Source organism: Deinococcus planocerae (assembly GCF_002869765.1).
In the GTDB taxonomy this organism is placed as follows: Bacteria; Deinococcota; Deinococci; order Deinococcales; family Deinococcaceae; genus Deinococcus; species Deinococcus planocerae.
Genome location: NZ_PNOR01000004.1, coordinates 136,698 through 152,513 on the forward strand (window position 1 = coordinate 136,698; position 15,816 = coordinate 152,513).

General features: G+C 69.3%; 14 protein-coding genes and 1 riboswitch. Of the genes, 9 read left to right on the top strand and 5 right to left on the bottom strand.

The window, feature by feature from the left end:
• Positions 1–20: 20 nt before the first annotated feature.
• Positions 21–1,190 (bottom strand): glycosyltransferase family 4 protein, encoded by a 1,170-nt coding sequence (locus tag A7B18_RS03545; RefSeq protein ID WP_102125275.1) that lies wholly within the window; start codon positions 1,188–1,190, stop codon positions 21–23.
• A 70-nt stretch (positions 1,191–1,260) separates the two neighbouring features.
• On the opposite strand from A7B18_RS03545, the gene hisA reads away from it, so the two are divergent.
• On the top strand, positions 1,261–1,998 hold the full coding sequence (hisA, locus tag A7B18_RS03550) for a 1-(5-phosphoribosyl)-5-[(5-phosphoribosylamino)methylideneamino]imidazole-4-carboxamide isomerase (protein WP_102125276.1): 738 nt from the start codon (positions 1,261–1,263) through the stop codon (positions 1,996–1,998).
• Between the two features lie 29 nt (positions 1,999–2,027).
• On the opposite strand, the gene A7B18_RS03555 is transcribed toward hisA, so the two are convergent.
• Positions 2,028–3,197: a YihY/virulence factor BrkB family protein gene (locus A7B18_RS03555; protein WP_102125277.1), complete on the bottom strand. Its 1,170-nt coding sequence runs from the start codon at positions 3,195–3,197 to the stop codon at positions 2,028–2,030.
• 61 nt (positions 3,198–3,258) lie between these two features.
• Between A7B18_RS03555 and A7B18_RS03560 the strand changes: the two genes are divergently transcribed.
• The 8 genes from A7B18_RS03560 (at position 3,259) to sugE (ending at position 10,990) form a co-directional block, all read left to right on the top strand.
• Positions 3,259–3,678: a thioesterase family protein gene (locus A7B18_RS03560; protein ID WP_102125278.1), complete on the top strand. Its 420-nt coding sequence runs from the start codon at positions 3,259–3,261 to the stop codon at positions 3,676–3,678.
• A gap of 112 nt (positions 3,679–3,790) precedes the next feature.
• Entirely contained in the window at positions 3,791–5,536 is a 1,746-nt protein-coding gene (locus tag A7B18_RS03565) for an NAD-dependent malic enzyme (RefSeq protein WP_102125279.1), read from the top strand.
• Between the two features lie 384 nt (positions 5,537–5,920).
• Positions 5,921–7,063, top strand: a complete 1,143-nt coding sequence (locus A7B18_RS03570; RefSeq protein ID WP_102125280.1) for an ABC transporter substrate-binding protein — start codon at positions 5,921–5,923, stop codon at positions 7,061–7,063.
• 93 nt (positions 7,064–7,156) lie between these two features.
• Positions 7,157–8,017: a branched-chain amino acid ABC transporter permease gene (locus tag A7B18_RS03575; RefSeq protein WP_102125281.1), complete on the top strand. Its 861-nt coding sequence runs from the start codon at positions 7,157–7,159 to the stop codon at positions 8,015–8,017.
• On the top strand, positions 8,014–8,994 hold the full coding sequence (locus A7B18_RS03580; protein ID WP_245872723.1) for a branched-chain amino acid ABC transporter permease: 981 nt from the start codon (positions 8,014–8,016) through the stop codon (positions 8,992–8,994). The genes A7B18_RS03575 and A7B18_RS03580 overlap by 4 nt, the downstream gene beginning before the upstream one ends.
• The gene (locus A7B18_RS03585; RefSeq protein ID WP_102125282.1) at positions 8,987–9,799 is read left to right on the top strand and encodes an ABC transporter ATP-binding protein; all 813 of its coding nucleotides are present in this window, start codon (positions 8,987–8,989) and stop codon (positions 9,797–9,799) included. The genes A7B18_RS03580 and A7B18_RS03585 overlap by 8 nt, the downstream gene beginning before the upstream one ends.
• The gene (locus A7B18_RS03590) at positions 9,792–10,499 is read left to right on the top strand and encodes an ABC transporter ATP-binding protein (RefSeq protein WP_102125283.1); all 708 of its coding nucleotides are present in this window, start codon (positions 9,792–9,794) and stop codon (positions 10,497–10,499) included. The genes A7B18_RS03585 and A7B18_RS03590 overlap by 8 nt, the downstream gene beginning before the upstream one ends.
• Positions 10,500–10,581: 82 nt before the next feature.
• Positions 10,582–10,651: riboswitch (guanidine-III (ykkC-III) riboswitch) on the top strand.
• Between the two features lie 18 nt (positions 10,652–10,669).
• Positions 10,670–10,990, top strand: coding sequence for a quaternary ammonium compound efflux SMR transporter SugE (gene sugE / locus A7B18_RS03595; protein WP_102125284.1), 321 nt, complete (start codon positions 10,670–10,672; stop codon positions 10,988–10,990).
• A 69-nt stretch (positions 10,991–11,059) separates the two neighbouring features.
• On the opposite strand, the gene lon is transcribed toward sugE, so the two are convergent.
• From lon to clpP, 3 genes are all read right to left on the bottom strand, one after another.
• Positions 11,060–13,510 carry an endopeptidase La gene (gene lon / locus A7B18_RS03600; RefSeq protein WP_102125285.1) on the bottom strand — a complete coding sequence of 817 codons (2,451 nt, stop codon included), beginning with the start codon at positions 13,508–13,510 and terminating at the stop codon, positions 11,060–11,062.
• A gap of 173 nt (positions 13,511–13,683) precedes the next feature.
• Positions 13,684–14,898 (bottom strand): ATP-dependent Clp protease ATP-binding subunit ClpX, encoded by a 1,215-nt coding sequence (gene clpX / locus A7B18_RS03605; RefSeq protein ID WP_102125286.1) that lies wholly within the window; start codon positions 14,896–14,898, stop codon positions 13,684–13,686.
• On the bottom strand, positions 14,895–15,506 hold the full coding sequence (clpP, locus tag A7B18_RS03610) for an ATP-dependent Clp protease proteolytic subunit (RefSeq protein ID WP_102125287.1): 612 nt from the start codon (positions 15,504–15,506) through the stop codon (positions 14,895–14,897). The genes clpX and clpP overlap by 4 nt, the downstream gene beginning before the upstream one ends.
• Positions 15,507–15,816 lie beyond the last annotated feature (310 nt).

Below are 15,816 nucleotides of genomic sequence, written 5' to 3' on the forward strand. Positions count from 1 at the left end.
CGGTGGGTGTTTCGGGGGCGTCATCTCAACCTGTCGATGCGGCCCTGAGCCTGTTCCCGCGCCACCGTTTGCAGGTACACCGCCTCCAGCGCCGCCGCGCGCTCCGTCAGGTCGTACTCGCCCGCACTCTTCCGCGCCCCCGCTTGCAGGGCGGGGAGGCGGCCCGGGGCGAGGACCTCCAGCAGCCCGGCGGCCAGGGCGTCCGGCGTGGCGTCCCGCACGGTACCGTTCACGCCCTCGCGCACGAGGTCGAGGGCGGCGGGGCTGCGCGCGGCGACGAGGGGGGTGCCCGCCGCGAGCGCCTCGATCATGCTCATGGGAAGCACCTCGGACGTGCTCGCGGTGAGGAAGGCGTCGGCGGCGGCCAGGGCCTCGGGGCCCCGGGCGTAGGGGATCGGGCCGGTGAAGGTGACGCCCTCCTGGGCTCCCGCCTGCGCCTCCATCCGCGCCGGGCCGTCGCCCACCACGAGCAGCCGCAGCTCCGGGCGCGAGGCCTGCGCCTGCGCGAAGGCGTGGAGCATCACGCTCAGGTTCTTCTCGGCGGCGAGGCGGCCCAGGTACATCACGAGGGGCACGTCCCGCGGAACGTGGTGCTCGGCCCGGAAGGCCTCTCCCCGCGTCCGCGCGAAGGCGGCGAGGTCCACCGGGTTGGGGAAGAGGTGCACCTCGCCGCCGTAGCCGTACTCACGCAGCATCTCCACCATCGCCCGGCCCGGGGCGAGTACCGCGTCCACCCGCCGCGCGAAGGCCGAGATGTGCGGGCGCAGCATCGCGCGGCCCACCCGCCTCGGCATGGGCGCGTAGTGCAGGTACTGGTCGTACTGGGTGTGCGCCGTGAAGACCACGGGAGCGCCCGAGAGCCGCGCCCACTTCAGGGCCAGTCTTCCGGCCAGGAAGGGGTGCATGGTGTGCAGCACGTCGAGGTCGCGCAACGGCAGCCGGGCGGTCAGGAGTGGCCCCGGGGCGAGCATGACCGGGTAGTCCGCCGGGGCGCCCAGCGCCCGCGCCCCCGCAAACGACGAGTTCAGGCGGTAGACGCCCTCCTCCCGCACGGGTTCCTGCGGATGACGCGGGGCGAAGACGCGCACGTCGTGGCCCCGCTCGCGCAGGCCGCGGACGTACAGGGCGGTGCTCGTGGCGACGCCGTTGCGGGACGGCAGGTAGGTGGCGGTGACGATTCCGATGCGCACGTTCCCCCGAAGTCTACCGGGTGGGACGGCGGGAAAGGTCCGCGCGCTGTGGCGCGTTATCCTGCCCGGCATGACCGGAGCCGCTGCCCCCCTCCCCCTCGTGATCCCCTGCGTGGACATCCAGTCGGGCCGCGCCGTGCGCCTGTTGGGGGGCGACCCCGACCGGGAGACGGTGTACTTCGACTCGCCCCTGGACGCCGCCCGCCACTGGGCCGGGCTGGGCGCGGGCCTCGTGCATCTGGTGGACCTCGACGCGGCGACCGGGCGGGGTGAGAACCGGGGCGTGATTCAGCAGATCGCCGCCGAGCTGGGCGGGTCCGGCGTGCAGGTCGAGGTGGGAGGCGGCATCCGTGACCGGGACACGGCGGAGGAGTTGCTGTCGGCGGGCGTTCACCGCATCGTGATCGGCACGGCGGTCGTGCGGGAGCCGGAGTTGGTGGGCGAGTTGATCAGGCTCCACGGCCCCGAGCGGGTCGTCGTCAGCCTCGACGCGCGGGGCCTGGAGGTCGCCACCCACGGCTGGGCGCAGGGGAGCGGCCTCAGGGTCGCCGACCTCACGCCGAGCCTGGCTGACGCGGGCCTGAAAACGCTGATCTTCACCGACGTGACCCGCGACGGCACCCTGCGGGGCCTCGACCGCGAGCTGATGCGGACGGTGCGCCGCCTCTGGACGAACACCCTGATCGTGGGCGGCGGCGTCGCCACCCTCGACGACGTGCGCCTGCTCGCCGAGGAGGGCATCCAGGGCGCCGTCGTCGGGCGCGCGATCTACGAGGGGACGCTCGGCTACCCGGTCACCGGCCTCTGATTCTCTGAGCGCGGCGCCCCGCTGCCCCGCTACCTTCGCCGCCCGCCCGTCAGGCCCAGGACCCGCAGCAGGACCACGGCGGGCACGGCGAGCAGGGCCGTGAGCGCGTTCCACAGCGAGGCGCGCACGGTGGGCACCACGCGGCCCTGGGCGCGGGTGGGGACCTGGGGCAGCACGCGGGGGAGGTGGGGCCGTTCGGTCAGCATCCGGCCCCAGCGTCCGGCGATGGGTTTGCCCTGCTCAGCGGCGCGCTCCAGGCCCTCGCGCTCCTGCTCGCTGGGGGTGGGGTCGAGCGCGGCTCCCTTGGCGATCAGCTCCTCTTTCTTGGTCACGCTGACGGCGCCGCCCGCCCCCGAGCCGTACTTTTGCGAGTACACCCAGGTCACCTCCGCCCCGAAGAAAAAGATCATGGCCGAGTAGTAGATCCACAGCAGCAGCACGACCAGGGACCCCGCCACCCCGAAGGCGCTGCCCGGCGCGAAGCGGCCCAGGTACCAACTGATGGCGAGCTGCCCCAGCGTGAAGAGCGCGGCGGTCACGACGCTGCCCACCCAGACCTCCCGCCACTGGAGCCGCACGTTGGGCAGCACCTTGAACACGGCGGCGAACACCAGCGTGAGCACGCCCAGCCCCACGACCAGCGTCATCAGCCGCACGAAAAAGGCCCCGGCCCCGATGGTGTCCCCGAGGTCTTGCGCAACCGCGGAGAGGTACGTGTTGCCGATCAGGAAGGCGATGATCACCACCCCGAAGCCCAGGATCAGCGCGAAGGCCTTGAGCCGCGCCTTGACGACGTTCCACACCCCGCCCAGCGGTCCGGGCTCGGCGCCCCAGAGGGTGTTCAGGGCGTCTTGCACCTGCACGAACAGGCCCGTGGCCCCCATGAAGAGGGTCCCGAAGCCCAGCACGCTCGCCCAGAGGCTCGACTGCCGGAGCTGGCTGCCCTGCGGCAGGATGCCCTGCACGAACTCCACGGCGCTCTCGTTGAGGTTCTGGCCCAGGAACTCGAAGAGCCGCTCTTGCACGTTCACGTTGGCGAGCAGCCCGCTGGCGACCGCCAGGGCGAAAAACAGCATGGGCGCGATGGCGAAAATCGAGTAGTAGGCCACCGCCGCCGCCAGCCGGGGGGCCTTGTCCTGTCCGAAGGCGAGTGCGGCCTCCCGGATCAGGGGAAAGAGGTCCGCGAGCTTGAGCTTCACCGCGCCAGTCTAAGGGCCCGCTTCGTGGGAAAGGCCGGGGACGATGGCTTAGCCTGCCCCCATGCGCCCCATCCCGCCCGGCTTCGCCCAGACCCTCACCGTCACCGTCACAGAAGAGATGACCGTGCGCTTCGAGCAACTCGGCCCCGTCCACCCCGTCTACGCGACCTACTGGATGACCCGCCACTTCGAGGAGGCCGGACGCCTGGTGATCCTTCCCTTTCTCGAAGACGGCGAGGGCGGCCTGGGCACGGCGGTCGAGGTCCGGCACACCGCCTCCGCCCTGCCCGGCATGACGGTGACGGTCACGGCCACCTGCGAGCGGGTGGAGGGCCGCCGCGTCTTCTGCACCTTGCGCGCCATCTCCGAGCTGGGCGACGAGATCGGCCACGGCACGACGACCCAGGTGGTGCTGCCCCAGGAGCGGATCGACGCGAACTTCGGGTCGCTGCGGGAGCGGTGGGCGGCGCGGCGGGGGTGACCCCTCTGCTGACGCCCGAACCCTCAGGTGGCGGGCCGTTTTCCCCGCGTGCTTTCCGTGCCATACGTGCCCCGGCCCCGTCCAGCACGCCCGAGCTAAGCTACCCGGGTCTATGCCCGAAGCCCGCCGCGTCTCCCGCTACTACGACGTTCGGCGCGACGAAGACGGCCACCGTTTCCTCGACGTGAACGTGACCGGCTTCTCGCTGCTGCACATCCCCCTCCTGAACAAGTCCACCGGCTTCACCCGCGAGGAACGCCGCGCCCTGGGGCTGGAGGGCCTGGTCCCCCCCCACACGAGCACCCTGGAGGAGCAGAAGGAACGCACCTACCTCCGTTACCTCCAGCAGACGACCGACCTGGAAAAGCACGAGTACCTGCGCGCCCTGCAAGACCGCAACGAGGTGCTCTTCTACGCGATCTTCGCCGACCACTTAGAGGAGATGCTTCCCATCCTCTATACCCCCACCGTGGGCGAGGCGGTGCGCATCTTCTCCCACATCTACCGCTATCCGCGCGGCCTGTCGGTGAGCACCGAGGACATCGACCGGGTGGACGAACTGCTGGAGAACGTGCCCCTCAACGACGTGCGGATGATCGTGGCGACCGATTCCAGCGCCATCCTCGGCATCGGCGACCAGGGCTTCGGCGGCATGGCGATCTCTATCGGCAAGCTCAGCCTCTACACGGCGGCGGGCGGTGTGGGGCCCGACAAGACGCTGCCCGTCGAGCTGGACGTGGGCACCGACCGCCAGGACCTGATCGACGATCCCCTCTACCTCGGCGTCCACCACCAGCGGCTGACGGGCCCCCAGTACGACGAGTTCCTCGACCGTTTCGTGGAGGCCACCGCCGCACGCTACCCCAAGGCGATCATCCAGTGGGAGGACTTCGCGCGCGGCACGGCCTTCCGGGTGCTGGAGCGCTACCGCCGGGTCGTTCCCAGCTTCAACGACGACATCCAGGGCACCGGGGCGATGGCCCTCGCCGGGCTGATCGGCGCCAGCCGCCTCAAGGGCGAGATGCTGCACGATCAGGTCTTCGTGGTCGTCGGCGCGGGGGCGGGCGGCATCGGCGTGGCGAGCGCGATCCGGCAGGGGCTGATGCAGGGCGGCCTGACCTACGTGGAGGCGAACGCCCGAATCTTCGTGGTGGACCGCTACGGCCTGCTCGTGCACGGCCAGCCCCTCGAAGACCACCAGCGCTCCTTCGCCAAGCACCCGGAAGACCTCGCGGGCTGGGAGGTGGCGGGCGAGTGGCCCACCCTGCACGAGACGGTGGTGAACGCTCGCGCCACCGCCCTCCTCGGCCTGACCGGCGTTCCTGGCCTCTTCCGGCAGCCCACCGTCGAGGCGATGCTCGCCCACACGGCCCGGCCCATCGTCTTCCCCCTCTCCAACCCCACCAGCAACGTCGAGGCCCAGCCCGCCGACGTGCTGCGCTGGACGGCGGGCGCGGCGATCATCGCCACCGGGAGCCCCTTCGCCGACATCGAGTACGGCGGCAGGCTGTACCCGGTCGGGCAGGGGAACAACGCCTTCATCTTCCCGGGCCTGGGCTTCGGCGCCGTCATCAGCCGCGCCCGCGAGATCACCGACGGCATGGTGATGGAGGCGGCCCTGACCCTCGCGGACGAGACGAGGGCGCACGGCGACCGGGTGTACCCGCCCATCAGTCACCTGCGCGAGATCAGCATGAAGGTGGCTGTCCGGGTCGCCCGCCGCGCCATCGACGAGGGGGTGTGCGCCGAGCGCCGCATCCGCAACCTGACGGACGACGAACTCGAGGCGTTCGTCCGCCGCCGCTCGTGGCTGCCGAAGTACCTGCCGCTGCGCAAGGCGGCGGACGCGCGGGACTGACGGAAGAACGTGAGGAGCCTCACGCCCACCGTGGGTGAACGGTCGGGGGTGTGAGGCCGCGGTGTTGTGCCGGGGTCGGGCTGGAAGTCGCGCGAGGCCGCCCCACCCCGCCGTGAGGTCCCCTGGCCCTGCTCCGTTTCGCCGCCTGATCTATCAGGGTGACCCTCCCTTCCACCCTCTCTCGTGACCGGGGCTTCGGGAGGGCGGGTTCTCTTGTCGGGGGAAGCCTCCAGACGCGGCCATCAAAGGGGGGCTGGGGAATTGACACCCCCCCCTCCCCGTGCCAGCATGGCGTGCACACCTAACTTGAACTGCGTTCAGGGGCCCACGAGTCTTTCCCTGCCTGCGGGGGCCTTGTGTCCGTCCCGGCGCTGGAGGTTTCCTATGAAGCACACCCGTACCCTTCTCCCCCTCCTGCTCGCGCTGGGCGCGGGCTCGGCCTTCGCCGACAAGGTGGTGAGCATCGGCTACAGCGGCCCCCTCTCGGGCGGCGCGGCCTTCTACGGCAAGGACGTGCAGAGCGGCATCGAGATGGCGATCAACGAACTCAACCGCGCGGGGGGCGTCACCGTGAAGGGCGAGAAGGTGACCTTCCGGCTCGTGTCGCTCGACGACCGCTACCTTCCCAACGAGACGGCGACGAACGTGCGGCGCCTGACCTCGCAGGGCATCAACGTGGTGTTCGTGCCCCACGCAGGCGGCATCCTGACGGTGCAGCCGCTGACGGGCCGTGACCCCAACTTCCTCCTGGTCGCGTACTCCAGCGAGCCGAAGATCCTGGAGGCCAAGAACCCCATGACCTTCATGCTGCCGCCCCGGTACGACAACTACCTCCAGCCCTTCGTGAGCACCCAGATGAAGGCGTTTGGCAAGCGGCTCGGCATGGTGGGCACCACGAGCGCCTACGGCAAGCAGTGGGCCGAGGCGGTCACCGAGGAGTGGAAGAAGCAGGGCGGCACGGTGGGCGCGAACAACGGGGTGGACTACTCCACCACCGTGGACTACTCCAGCGCGGTGACCAAGGCCCTGGCGGAGAAGCCCGATGTGCTGTTCATCGGCGGGCCCTCGCAGCCCACGGCGCTCGTGGTGAAGGCGGCGCGCGAGCAGGGCTTCAAGGGCGGCTTCATCGTGATGGACCAGGCGAAGTTCGAGCAGATGGACACCGTGGTGCCGCGCGCCTACCTCAACGGCTCGGTCGGCGTGCTGCCCACCAAGGAGTTCCCGGGCACCCAGGTCTTCGTGAACCAGTACCAGCGCGCCTACAAGAAGATCCCCACCAGCGAGGCGGGCCTGAACTACATGGGCATGAACGTGGTTGCCAAAGCGATGGAGCTCGCGGGCACCACCGACGATCCGCAGGCGATCCGCGCGCAGCTCAACGCCGCCGCCAAGGCCCTGCCGCTCGGGAAGACGGTCTACAAGCTGACGGGCGTGACCCCCGGCGGGCACGTGGACGCCGAGTTCATCATCGCCAGCGTGAGGGACGGCAAGTACACCCGCCTGCGCGTGAACAAGGTCTACAAGTAAGGCGAGAGGACCTGACCCAAGCCACCCCACAGCCACCCCGCCGCGTCCCGTCACCACGAGGGGCGCGGTCCCCTCTGACCGGGAGCCACAGCCTTGACCCTCTTCCTGCAACAACTCTTCAACGCCCTCGCGCTGGGCGGCGTGTACGCCCTCGTCGCGCTGGGCCTGACCCTCGTCTACGGCGTGATGCGGGTGCCCAACTTCGCCCACGGCGGCCTGTACATGCTCGGCGCGTACTTCACCTACGCGATCCTCACCGGGCTCGGCATCGGGTACGTTCCCGCGCTGCTCCTCGCGGCGGTGGCGGTCGCCCTGCTCGCGGCGGGGCTGGAGCGGCTGGTGTTCTATCCCCTCCGCAACGCCCCGCACGTCCACGCGATGATCGCGGCCATCGGGGTGCTGTTCTTCCTGGAGGCCGCCGTGCAACTGATCTGGGGCCCCGACTTCAAGCAGATCGCCGAGCCCGTGCCGGGCATCCTGAACGTGGGCGGCGTGGTGATCACGTGGCAGAGGTTGCTCGTGATCCTGGCCTCGGTCCTCGTGATGCTGGGGCTGAACTTCTTCCTCAAGCGCACGCTGACGGGAGCGACCATCGAGGCGATGAGCCAGAACCGCGAGGGCGCGCGGCTCGTCGGCATCAACGTGAACCGGGTCGGGATGCTGACCTTCGCCATCTCGGGGGCCCTGGCCGCCGCCGCCGCCGCCCTCATCGCGCCCATCATCGCGGTCGCTCCCAGCATGGGTGAGGTGATGAACCTCAAGGTCTTCGCCATCATCATCCTGGGCGGGATGGGGAGCGTGCCGGGCGCCATCGTGGGGGCCTTCCTGCTCGCCTTCGCGGAGGTCTTCGGGGGCTTTTACATCAACCTCGACTTCGCGGACGTGATCGGCTTCGCGGCCCTCGTGCTCGTGCTCGCGATCCGGCCCGAGGGGCTCTTCAGGAGGGGCACGTGACCCGGGGGTTGAAGGTCGGCGTGTGGGGCTGGGTCGCCGTGTTCGCGCTCGCGGCGCTGCTGCCCCTGCTGCGGCCCGGCACCTACGTCCTCGACGTGGCGATCAACACGATGATCTGGGCGATGCTCGCCTACGGCCTGAACGTGATGCTGGGGTACACGGGGCAACTGCCCCTGGCGCACGCGGGCTTTTTCGGTATCGGGGCGTACACGGTGGGCATCCTGACCCTCAAGGGGGGCTGGAACTTCTGGCTGGCGTGGCCGGTCGCGGTGATCCTCTCCGCGCTCGGCGGGCTGCTGCTCGGCCTCGTCGCCTTCCGCACGAAGGGGGACGCTTTCGCCATCTTCACGCTCGGCGTCGGGGTGATCATCGCCCTGATCATCAACAAGTGGGACGACCTGACGGGCGGCAACGACGGCCTGAACGGGGTGCCGCCCGCCTCCTCCCTCTTCGGGATCGACTTCTCGCGGTCGGCGAACTTCTATTACGTGGCGCTCGCGGCCCTGGCGGTCACGGTGCTCGTCGTCGCGCGGGCGCGGGCCAGCGTCTTCGGGCGCTCGCTCGTCGCCATCCGGGGCGGGGAGGACCTCGCCCGCTCGGCGGGGGTCAACGTCTACACCCACAAGCCGCGCGCGCTGATGCTCTCGACGGCCATCGCGGGCTTCGCGGGCGGGGTGTACGCGGCCTACGTGGGCTTCCTGGGCTCGGGGGTCACCGGGCCGACGACGACCTTCACGGTGCTGCTGTACCTGCTCGTGGGCGGGGTGGGGACGCTCGCGGGGCCGCTGCTCGGCACGGCGATCATCTACGTGGCGCTGCAATTCATGAAGGGACTCCAGGACTACCAGTACATCGTCTTCGGGCCGCTGCTCGTGCTGCTCGTGCTGTTCGCGCCGCAGGGGCTCGCCGGGCTGTGGGACCGGGCCCAGGCGCGGCGGGTCCAGGCCCGCACCGAGAGGGCGGTGGACCATGCTTGAGGTTCAGGACCTCGGCATCCGCTTCGGCGGCCTCCACGCCGTGCGCGACGTGACGGCCTCCATTCCGGCGGGGCAGATCACCGCGATCATCGGGCCCAACGGGGCGGGCAAGAGCACCTTCTTCAACCTGATCTCGGGGTTTTACCAGCCGACCTCGGGCCGCATCCAGTTTCAGGGCGAGGACATCACCCGCCTGAGGACCCACGAAGTCGTCTCGCGCGGCATCGCCCGCACCTTCCAGACCACGACGATCTACAGGGAACTCAGCGTCCTCGATAACGCGATGATCGGGCACCGGGTCCGCACCCGCGCCGGGCTCCTCGACGCCCTGCTGCGCACGGGCCGCGAGCGCCGCGACGAGGAGGAAAGCCGGGTCGGGGCGATGCGGGCGCTGGACCGGGTGGGCCTTGCCCGGCAAGCCGGGCGTCCTGCCGGAGCGCTGACCCAGGAGGGCCAGAAGCGCGTCGGAATCGCTATGGCGCTCTCCAGCGACCCCAAACTGCTGCTGCTCGACGAGCCCGCCGCCGGGATGAACCCCGAGGAGACGGTGAACCTGATGGCGCTGATCCGCGAACTCGTCTCCGGTGGGCTGACCGTCACCCTCGTGGAGCACAAGATGAGCCTGGTGATGGGCCTGGCGGACGGGATCGTGGTGCTCCACCACGGCCAGAAGATCGCGCAGGGCACGCCCGCCGAGGTCAGCCGCGACCCCGCCGTGGTCGAGGCGTACCTCGGCGGGCACGCGCACGGGGGCCAGATGGGCCAGACGATCATCGCCACGACCACGGGGGGCCCCCGTGCTTGAGGTCCGCGACCTGAGCGTGAGGTACGGCCACTTCACCGCCCTGCACGGGGTCAACCTGACGGTGAACCCGGGCGAGATCGTCGTGCTGCTGGGGGCGAACGGGGCGGGCAAGAGCACCCTCTTCCGCACCCTCAGTGGCCTGCAACGTCCGTCGGGGGGCACGGCGACCTGGAACGGCGTGCCGCTCACGGGCGGCAAGGCGGAGCACAACGTCGCGCACGGGGTCGCCCAGTGTCCGGAGGGCCGCCTCCTCTTCCCCGACCTCAGCGTCGAGAAGAACCTGAGATTGGGGGCCTTCGTCCACCGCCGGGACGGAAGCGGAACCGCGCGGGAACTGGAGCGGGTCTACGCGCTCTTTCCCGCCCTCGTCGAGAAACGCGCCGCCCCCGCCGGGAGCCTCTCGGGCGGGCAGCAGCAGATGGTCGCCATCGCCCGCTCCTTGATGGCCCGCCCCCAACTTCTCCTCCTCGACGAGCCCTCGCTCGGCCTCGCCCCCCTCGTGGTGGAGCAGGTGTTCGAGGCGATCCGGCGGGTGAATCAGGCGGGCGTGAGCGTCCTCCTCGCCGAGCAAAACGCCTTCGCCGCGCTCGGCATCGCGCACCGGGGCTACGTGCTCGAAGGCGGGCGCGTGTCGCTCCAGGGTAGCCAGGGCGAGTTGCTGGGCGACGACCGGGTGAGGAGCGCGTACCTGGGCGTGTAGGGCAGGAAGGGGTCGGGCGGAGTGTAAGCGCCGGTTTACACTCCGCTCTGCCTTTGCCGACACGGCGCCGCTACACTGCTTCTCAGTCGCCCCGAGGGGCCGAACTCCGGACGAGAGCACCGCCGTACCCGGTCACGACAAGACGGCGCGGACACAGGAGGTGTCACGTCATGGCCTGGATTTTGCTTGTCGTCGCGGGGCTCTTGGAAGTCGGCTGGGCCGTCGGCCTCAAGTACACTGAAGGGTTTACCCGTCCCCTGCCCACCGTCCTGACCGTCATCAGCATGGTCGCCAGCATGGGTCTGCTCGGCCTCGCCGCCAAGACCCTGCCCATCGGCACGGCCTACGGCGTCTGGGTCGGCATCGGCGCGGTGGGTGCGGCCATCCTCGGCATCGTCTTGTTCAAGGAGCCCGCCACCTTCTCCCGCCTCGGCTTCCTCGCCCTGATGGTCGTCGCCATCGTGGGCCTCAAGGCGACGAGCGGCCACTGAACAGCAGAAAAGAGAAACGCCCCCAGTGGACCCGGGGGCGTTCCTTCTTTCGCTGGCTGCCGGCGACTCTTACGCTCCCGGCTGCGTCACGTCCCGGCCCTGGCTGGGCGGAATCGTGACAGGCTGCTCGGCCTCGGGGGCGGGCAGGAGCACGAGGTCGAGCACCTCACCCACGCGCTCGGCGGTGTGAATCCGCAGCTCACCGCGAATGCTCTCCGGCACGTCCTGAAGGTTGGCCTCGTTGTCCTTCGGGATGATGACCTCCCGGATGCCGCCCTGGTGTGCCGCGAGCAGCTTCTCCTTGACGCCGCCGATGGGAAGCACCCGCCCGCGCAGGCTGATCTCGCCGGTCATTGCCACGTCAAGCCGCACGGGGCGGCCCGTCACCGCGCTCACGACGGCGGTGGCAATCGTGATGCCCGCGCTGGGGCCGTCCTTCGGCGTGGCGCCGTCGGGGAAGTGCACGTGCAGGTCGAGCGTCTTGTGGAACTCGGGGTCCGCGCCGTACTCGTGGGCGTGCGCCCGCAGGTAGGCCACCGCCGCCGAGACGCTCTCCTTCATCACGTCACCCAAGGAGCCCGTCATCACGATCTTGCCCGTGCCGGGGGTGGCGAGGGCCTCGACCATCAGCATCGTGCCGCCCACACTCGTCCACGCCAGGCCCTGCGCAACGCCGACCTGGGGTTCTTTCTCCATCCGGTCGGGGCGGTGCAGCGGCACGCCCAGGTACTCGGGGATGTCGGCGGCGTCCAGGACGCGCAGGCCCTCCCAGGGCTTTTCCAGCAGCTCGCGCGCCGCCTTGCGGGTCAGCTTGCTGATCTGGCGGTCGAGGTTGCGCACGCCGCTCTCGGCGGTGTACTCCTCCACGATCCGGTTCAGCGCCGCGTCGGTGATCTCCAGCTTGCCCGTCAGGCCGTGGCTCTTGAGCTGCCGGGGCACCCGGTAGCGCTTGGCGATCTCCACCTTCTCGGGCTGGGTGTAGCCCGGAATCTGGATGACTTCCATGCGGTCGAGCAGGGGCCGCGGAATGGTCTGGAGGGTGTTCGCCGTCGTGATGAACATGACCTGCGAGAGGTCGTAGGGCACCTCCAGGTAGTGGTCCTGGAAGGTGTGGTTCTGCTCGGGGTCGAGGACTTCCAGCATCGCGCTGCTGGGGTCGCCGCGCCAGTCCGAGCTCATCTTGTCGATCTCGTCGAGCAGGATGATCGGGTTGGTCACGCCCGCCGTCTTCATCGCCTGGATGATCCGCCCCGGCATCGAGCCGATGTACGTGCGGCGGTGGCCGCGAATCTCGGCCTCGTCACGCACGCCGCCCAGCGCCATGCGGACGAACTTGCGGTTGAGCGAGCGGGCCACGCTCTTGCCCAGCGAGGTCTTGCCCACCCCGGGAGGGCCCACCAGGCACAGGATCGGGGCGCGCAGCTCGCCGTCCTCGATGCGCTCCTCGGCGGTGCGCTCCTTGCGCTGCTCTTCGGTCTCGCCGTCCTGGTGCGTCAGTTGCCGCACGGCCAGGAACTCCAGGATGCGGTCCTTCACGTCCCCCAGCGCGTAGTGGTCGGCGTCGAGGATGTCGCGCGTGCGCCCGATGTCGAGAATCTCCTCGTCGCGCTTGCTCCACGGCACGTCGGTGAGCCAGTCGATGTAGTTGCGGACGACCGTGCTCTCGGGGCTGCCGCCGGGGGTGCGCTCCAGGCGGGCGAGTTCCTTGAGGGCCTTGTCCTTGACCGTCTCGGGCATCCCGGCAGCCTCGATCTTCTCGCGCAGCGCCTCGACCTCGGCAGGTCCGTCCTCCCCGCCGCCGAGTTCCTTGGAGATCGCCTTCATCTGCTCGCGCAGGTAGTACTCGCGCTGGTTGGCGTCCATCTGCTCCTTGACGCGGCCCGCGATCTTCTTGTCCATGTTGAAGCGCTCGGAGTCGCGCGTCAGGAACTTCAGCACCGCCTCCAGGCGGGCACGCGGGGACGTGGCCGACAGAACCTCCTGCTTCTCCTCGGGTGTCCAGGTGGCGTGGTGCGCGACAGAATCGGCGAGCGCCCCGGGGTCGGAGAGGTTCTTCAGGCCCTCGAGCTGGTAGTTGTCCAGCCGCAGGTTCTTGTTCTGGCGCTGGTACTCCTCGAAGGCCGACTTGACCTCGCCCGCGATCACCTGCACCTCGCGCGCCTCCATCTCGCCGGGGGCCTCGGGGGTGGGGATCGTCTCGGCGCGCACCCGCAGGTAGGCGGCGGGCACCTCACCCGTCACCTGGGCGCGCTCCTGGGCCTCCACGAGCACCTGGTAGGTGTTGTCGGGCATCCGCACGACCTGCTTGACGACGGCCAGCACGCCCATGTCGTACAGCTCGGCGCGGGTGGGGTCGTCGGTGCGGGCGTCACGCTGGGTGAGCAGCAGGACGCGGCGATCCGACGCCTGAGCCTCGTCCACGGCGCGCTTGCTTTTGGGGCGGCCCACATCGACGTTCATGGTGATGCCGGGCAGGATCACGATGTTTCTGAGCGCAACTACGGGAAGTTCCCAGATCATGCTTGCTCCTTGAAACCGGGCCGGGAAAGGCCCGGGAAGAGGTGAGTTCAACGCGGGGCGCCCTCCTCGGGTCACATCCACTCGTGGCGTGACCTTCAGGAAAAGACACCCCGCCCACGATGTCCCCAGATTGTAAGGACGTGGGCGGGGTGTGGCTGTAATCCCTCTCGCTTTTAAGCAGACTTCTTGAGTCCCTTAGACTCAATCAGGCTCAGGGAATGGTCGATATGTTCGGCGTCGAAACGCAGTTCCCGCAGGCCCTCGACCGGCAGCTCGAACAGCAGGTCGGTCATGGCCTTTTCGAGCACGGCCCGCAAGCCCCGCGCTCCCGTCTTGCGCTCCCTGGCCCGGTGGGCGACTTCCCGCAGCGCCGCCTCGGTGAAACTCAGGTCCACGTCCTGAAAGCCGAAGAGGGCCTGGTACTGCTTGACGATGGCGCCCTGCGGCTCGGTCAGGATGCGGACGAGCGCCTCCTCGTCGAGGTCCTGAAGCTGCACGACGAGGGGCAGGCGGCCCACGAACTCGGGGATCAGGCCGAACTTCACGAGGTCTTCGGGCAAGAAGCGCAGCTCTTCTTTCTCCTCGCCCTTGTGCTCGGCGCCGAAGCCCACCGCGCGGACGTTCGTGCGGGCGCGGGCGATCTCGCTCATGCTCTCGAAGGCGCCGCCCACGATGAAGAGGATGTTCTTCGTGTTCACCTGCACGAGTTCCTGCTGCGGGTGCTTGCGGCCCCCCTGCGGCGGTACCTGCGCGACCGTGCCCTCGATGATCTTGAGCAGCGCCTGCTGCACGCCCTCGCCCGACACGTCACGGGTAATCGAGGTCCCCTCGCTCTTGCGCGCGATCTTGTCGATCTCGTCGATGTAGATGATTCCGCGCTCGGCGGCGGCCACGTCGTACTCGGCGGCTTGGAGGAGCCGCACGATCACGTTCTCCACGTCGTCGCCCACGTACCCCGCCTCCGTCAGCGTGGTCGCGTCCGCGATGGCGAAAGGAACTTCCAGCATCTCCGCCAGGCTCGAAGCGAGCAGCGTCTTGCCCGTCCCCGTCGGCCCGATGAGCAGGATGTTGCTCTTCTGGAGGTTCACGTCGGGGTGCGCGAGGCGCTGGTAGTGGCTGACGACGGCGACGGCCAGCGCCTTTTTCGCCTCGTCCTGCCCGATCACGAACTCGTCGAGGTAGGCCTTGATCTCCTTGGGGCTGGGGAGTTCTTCGAGGCTGAATTCACTGCCCTTGGTCTTGTTCTGCTTGACGAGTTCGTGGGCCCGGTCGGTGCACTCGTTGCAGATGAAGGCGGCGCGGCCCGGCGCCTCGATCAGTTGGGCGATCTGGGGGTGTTGCCGCCCGCAAAAGGAACAGCGGTCGCCGCCCACGCTGCGGCCCGTCACAGGACGGCCTCAACTTGGCGGGTGTTCTCGATCACCGAGTCGATCAGGCCGTACTGCTGGGCTTCCTGCGGCGACATGAAGTAATCGCGCTCCATGTCGCGCAGCAGCTTGTCGTGCGGCAATTCGGTGTGCTTGTGGTAGATGCTCACGAGCTTGTCGCGCAGGTGCAGCACCTCCTTGGCCTGCACCTCCAGGTCGGGGGTGTTGCCCCGGAAGCCCGCCGAGCCCTGGTGGATCATGATCCGGCTGTTGGGCAGGGCCATGCGCTTGCCCTTGTCCCCGGCCATCAGGAGCACGGAGCCCATGCTCATGGCGATGCCCACGCAGATGGTCGAGACGGGTGCTTTGATGTAGCGCATGGTGTCGTAGATCGCCAGCCCCGCGTAGACCTCGCCGCCGGGGCAGTTGATGTACATCTGGATTTCCTGCTCGGGATTCTGCGAGTCGAGGAGGAGAAGCTGCGCCACGATGGTATTCGCCATCTGGGATTCGATGGGCGTGCCCACAAAGATGATCCGGTCCTTGAGGAGGCGCGAGTAGATGTCGTACATCCGCTCGCCCCGACCGGTCTGCTCAATCACGTACGGGATCACGCTCATGGGCGGCATTATCGCACGGGCTTTCGGGTGGAAGGTAGGCAAGGCTGCGCTGAGTGGGGGGTGGGGGCTGTGCTGGGCGGCGGCTGGACGGCTTGGGAGAGGGAGGCACCAAAAGCTCCTCCCCCTTGAGGGGGGGGGTTAGGAGGGGGTGAGCGGGCATGGCGGAGCAGAGCCGGTGGGAATGTCCAGGCAGCCCTCTTCTCGCCGCGCCGCGGGTCGTTTGCGTTGACCCCCCTCCCGGCCTCCCCCACAAGGGGGGAGGAGCTAAAAGGCCCTTCCGGCAAGCCAAAAGCAGAGGGCCGGAGCTTCCTTCACCCCG

Bases quoted from the DNA above. Each gene is read 5' to 3' on its own strand.
- hisA (WP_102125276.1), top strand. From the start codon at position 1,261: ATGACCGGAGCCGCTGCCCCCCTCCCCCTCGTGATCCCCTGCGTGGAC.
- A7B18_RS03560 (WP_102125278.1), top strand. From the start codon at position 3,259: ATGCGCCCCATCCCGCCCGGCTTCGCCCAGACCCTCACCGTCACCGTC.
- A7B18_RS03565 (WP_102125279.1), top strand. From the start codon at position 3,791: ATGCCCGAAGCCCGCCGCGTCTCCCGCTACTACGACGTTCGGCGCGAC.
- A7B18_RS03570 (WP_102125280.1), top strand. From the start codon at position 5,921: ATGAAGCACACCCGTACCCTTCTCCCCCTCCTGCTCGCGCTGGGCGCG.
- A7B18_RS03585 (WP_102125282.1), top strand. From the start codon at position 8,987: ATGCTTGAGGTTCAGGACCTCGGCATCCGCTTCGGCGGCCTCCACGCC.
- sugE (WP_102125284.1), top strand. From the start codon at position 10,670: ATGGCCTGGATTTTGCTTGTCGTCGCGGGGCTCTTGGAAGTCGGCTGG.
- lon (WP_102125285.1), bottom strand. From the start codon at position 13,510: ATGATCTGGGAACTTCCCGTAGTTGCGCTCAGAAACATCGTGATCCTG.
- clpP (WP_102125287.1), bottom strand. From the start codon at position 15,506: ATGCCGCCCATGAGCGTGATCCCGTACGTGATTGAGCAGACCGGTCGG.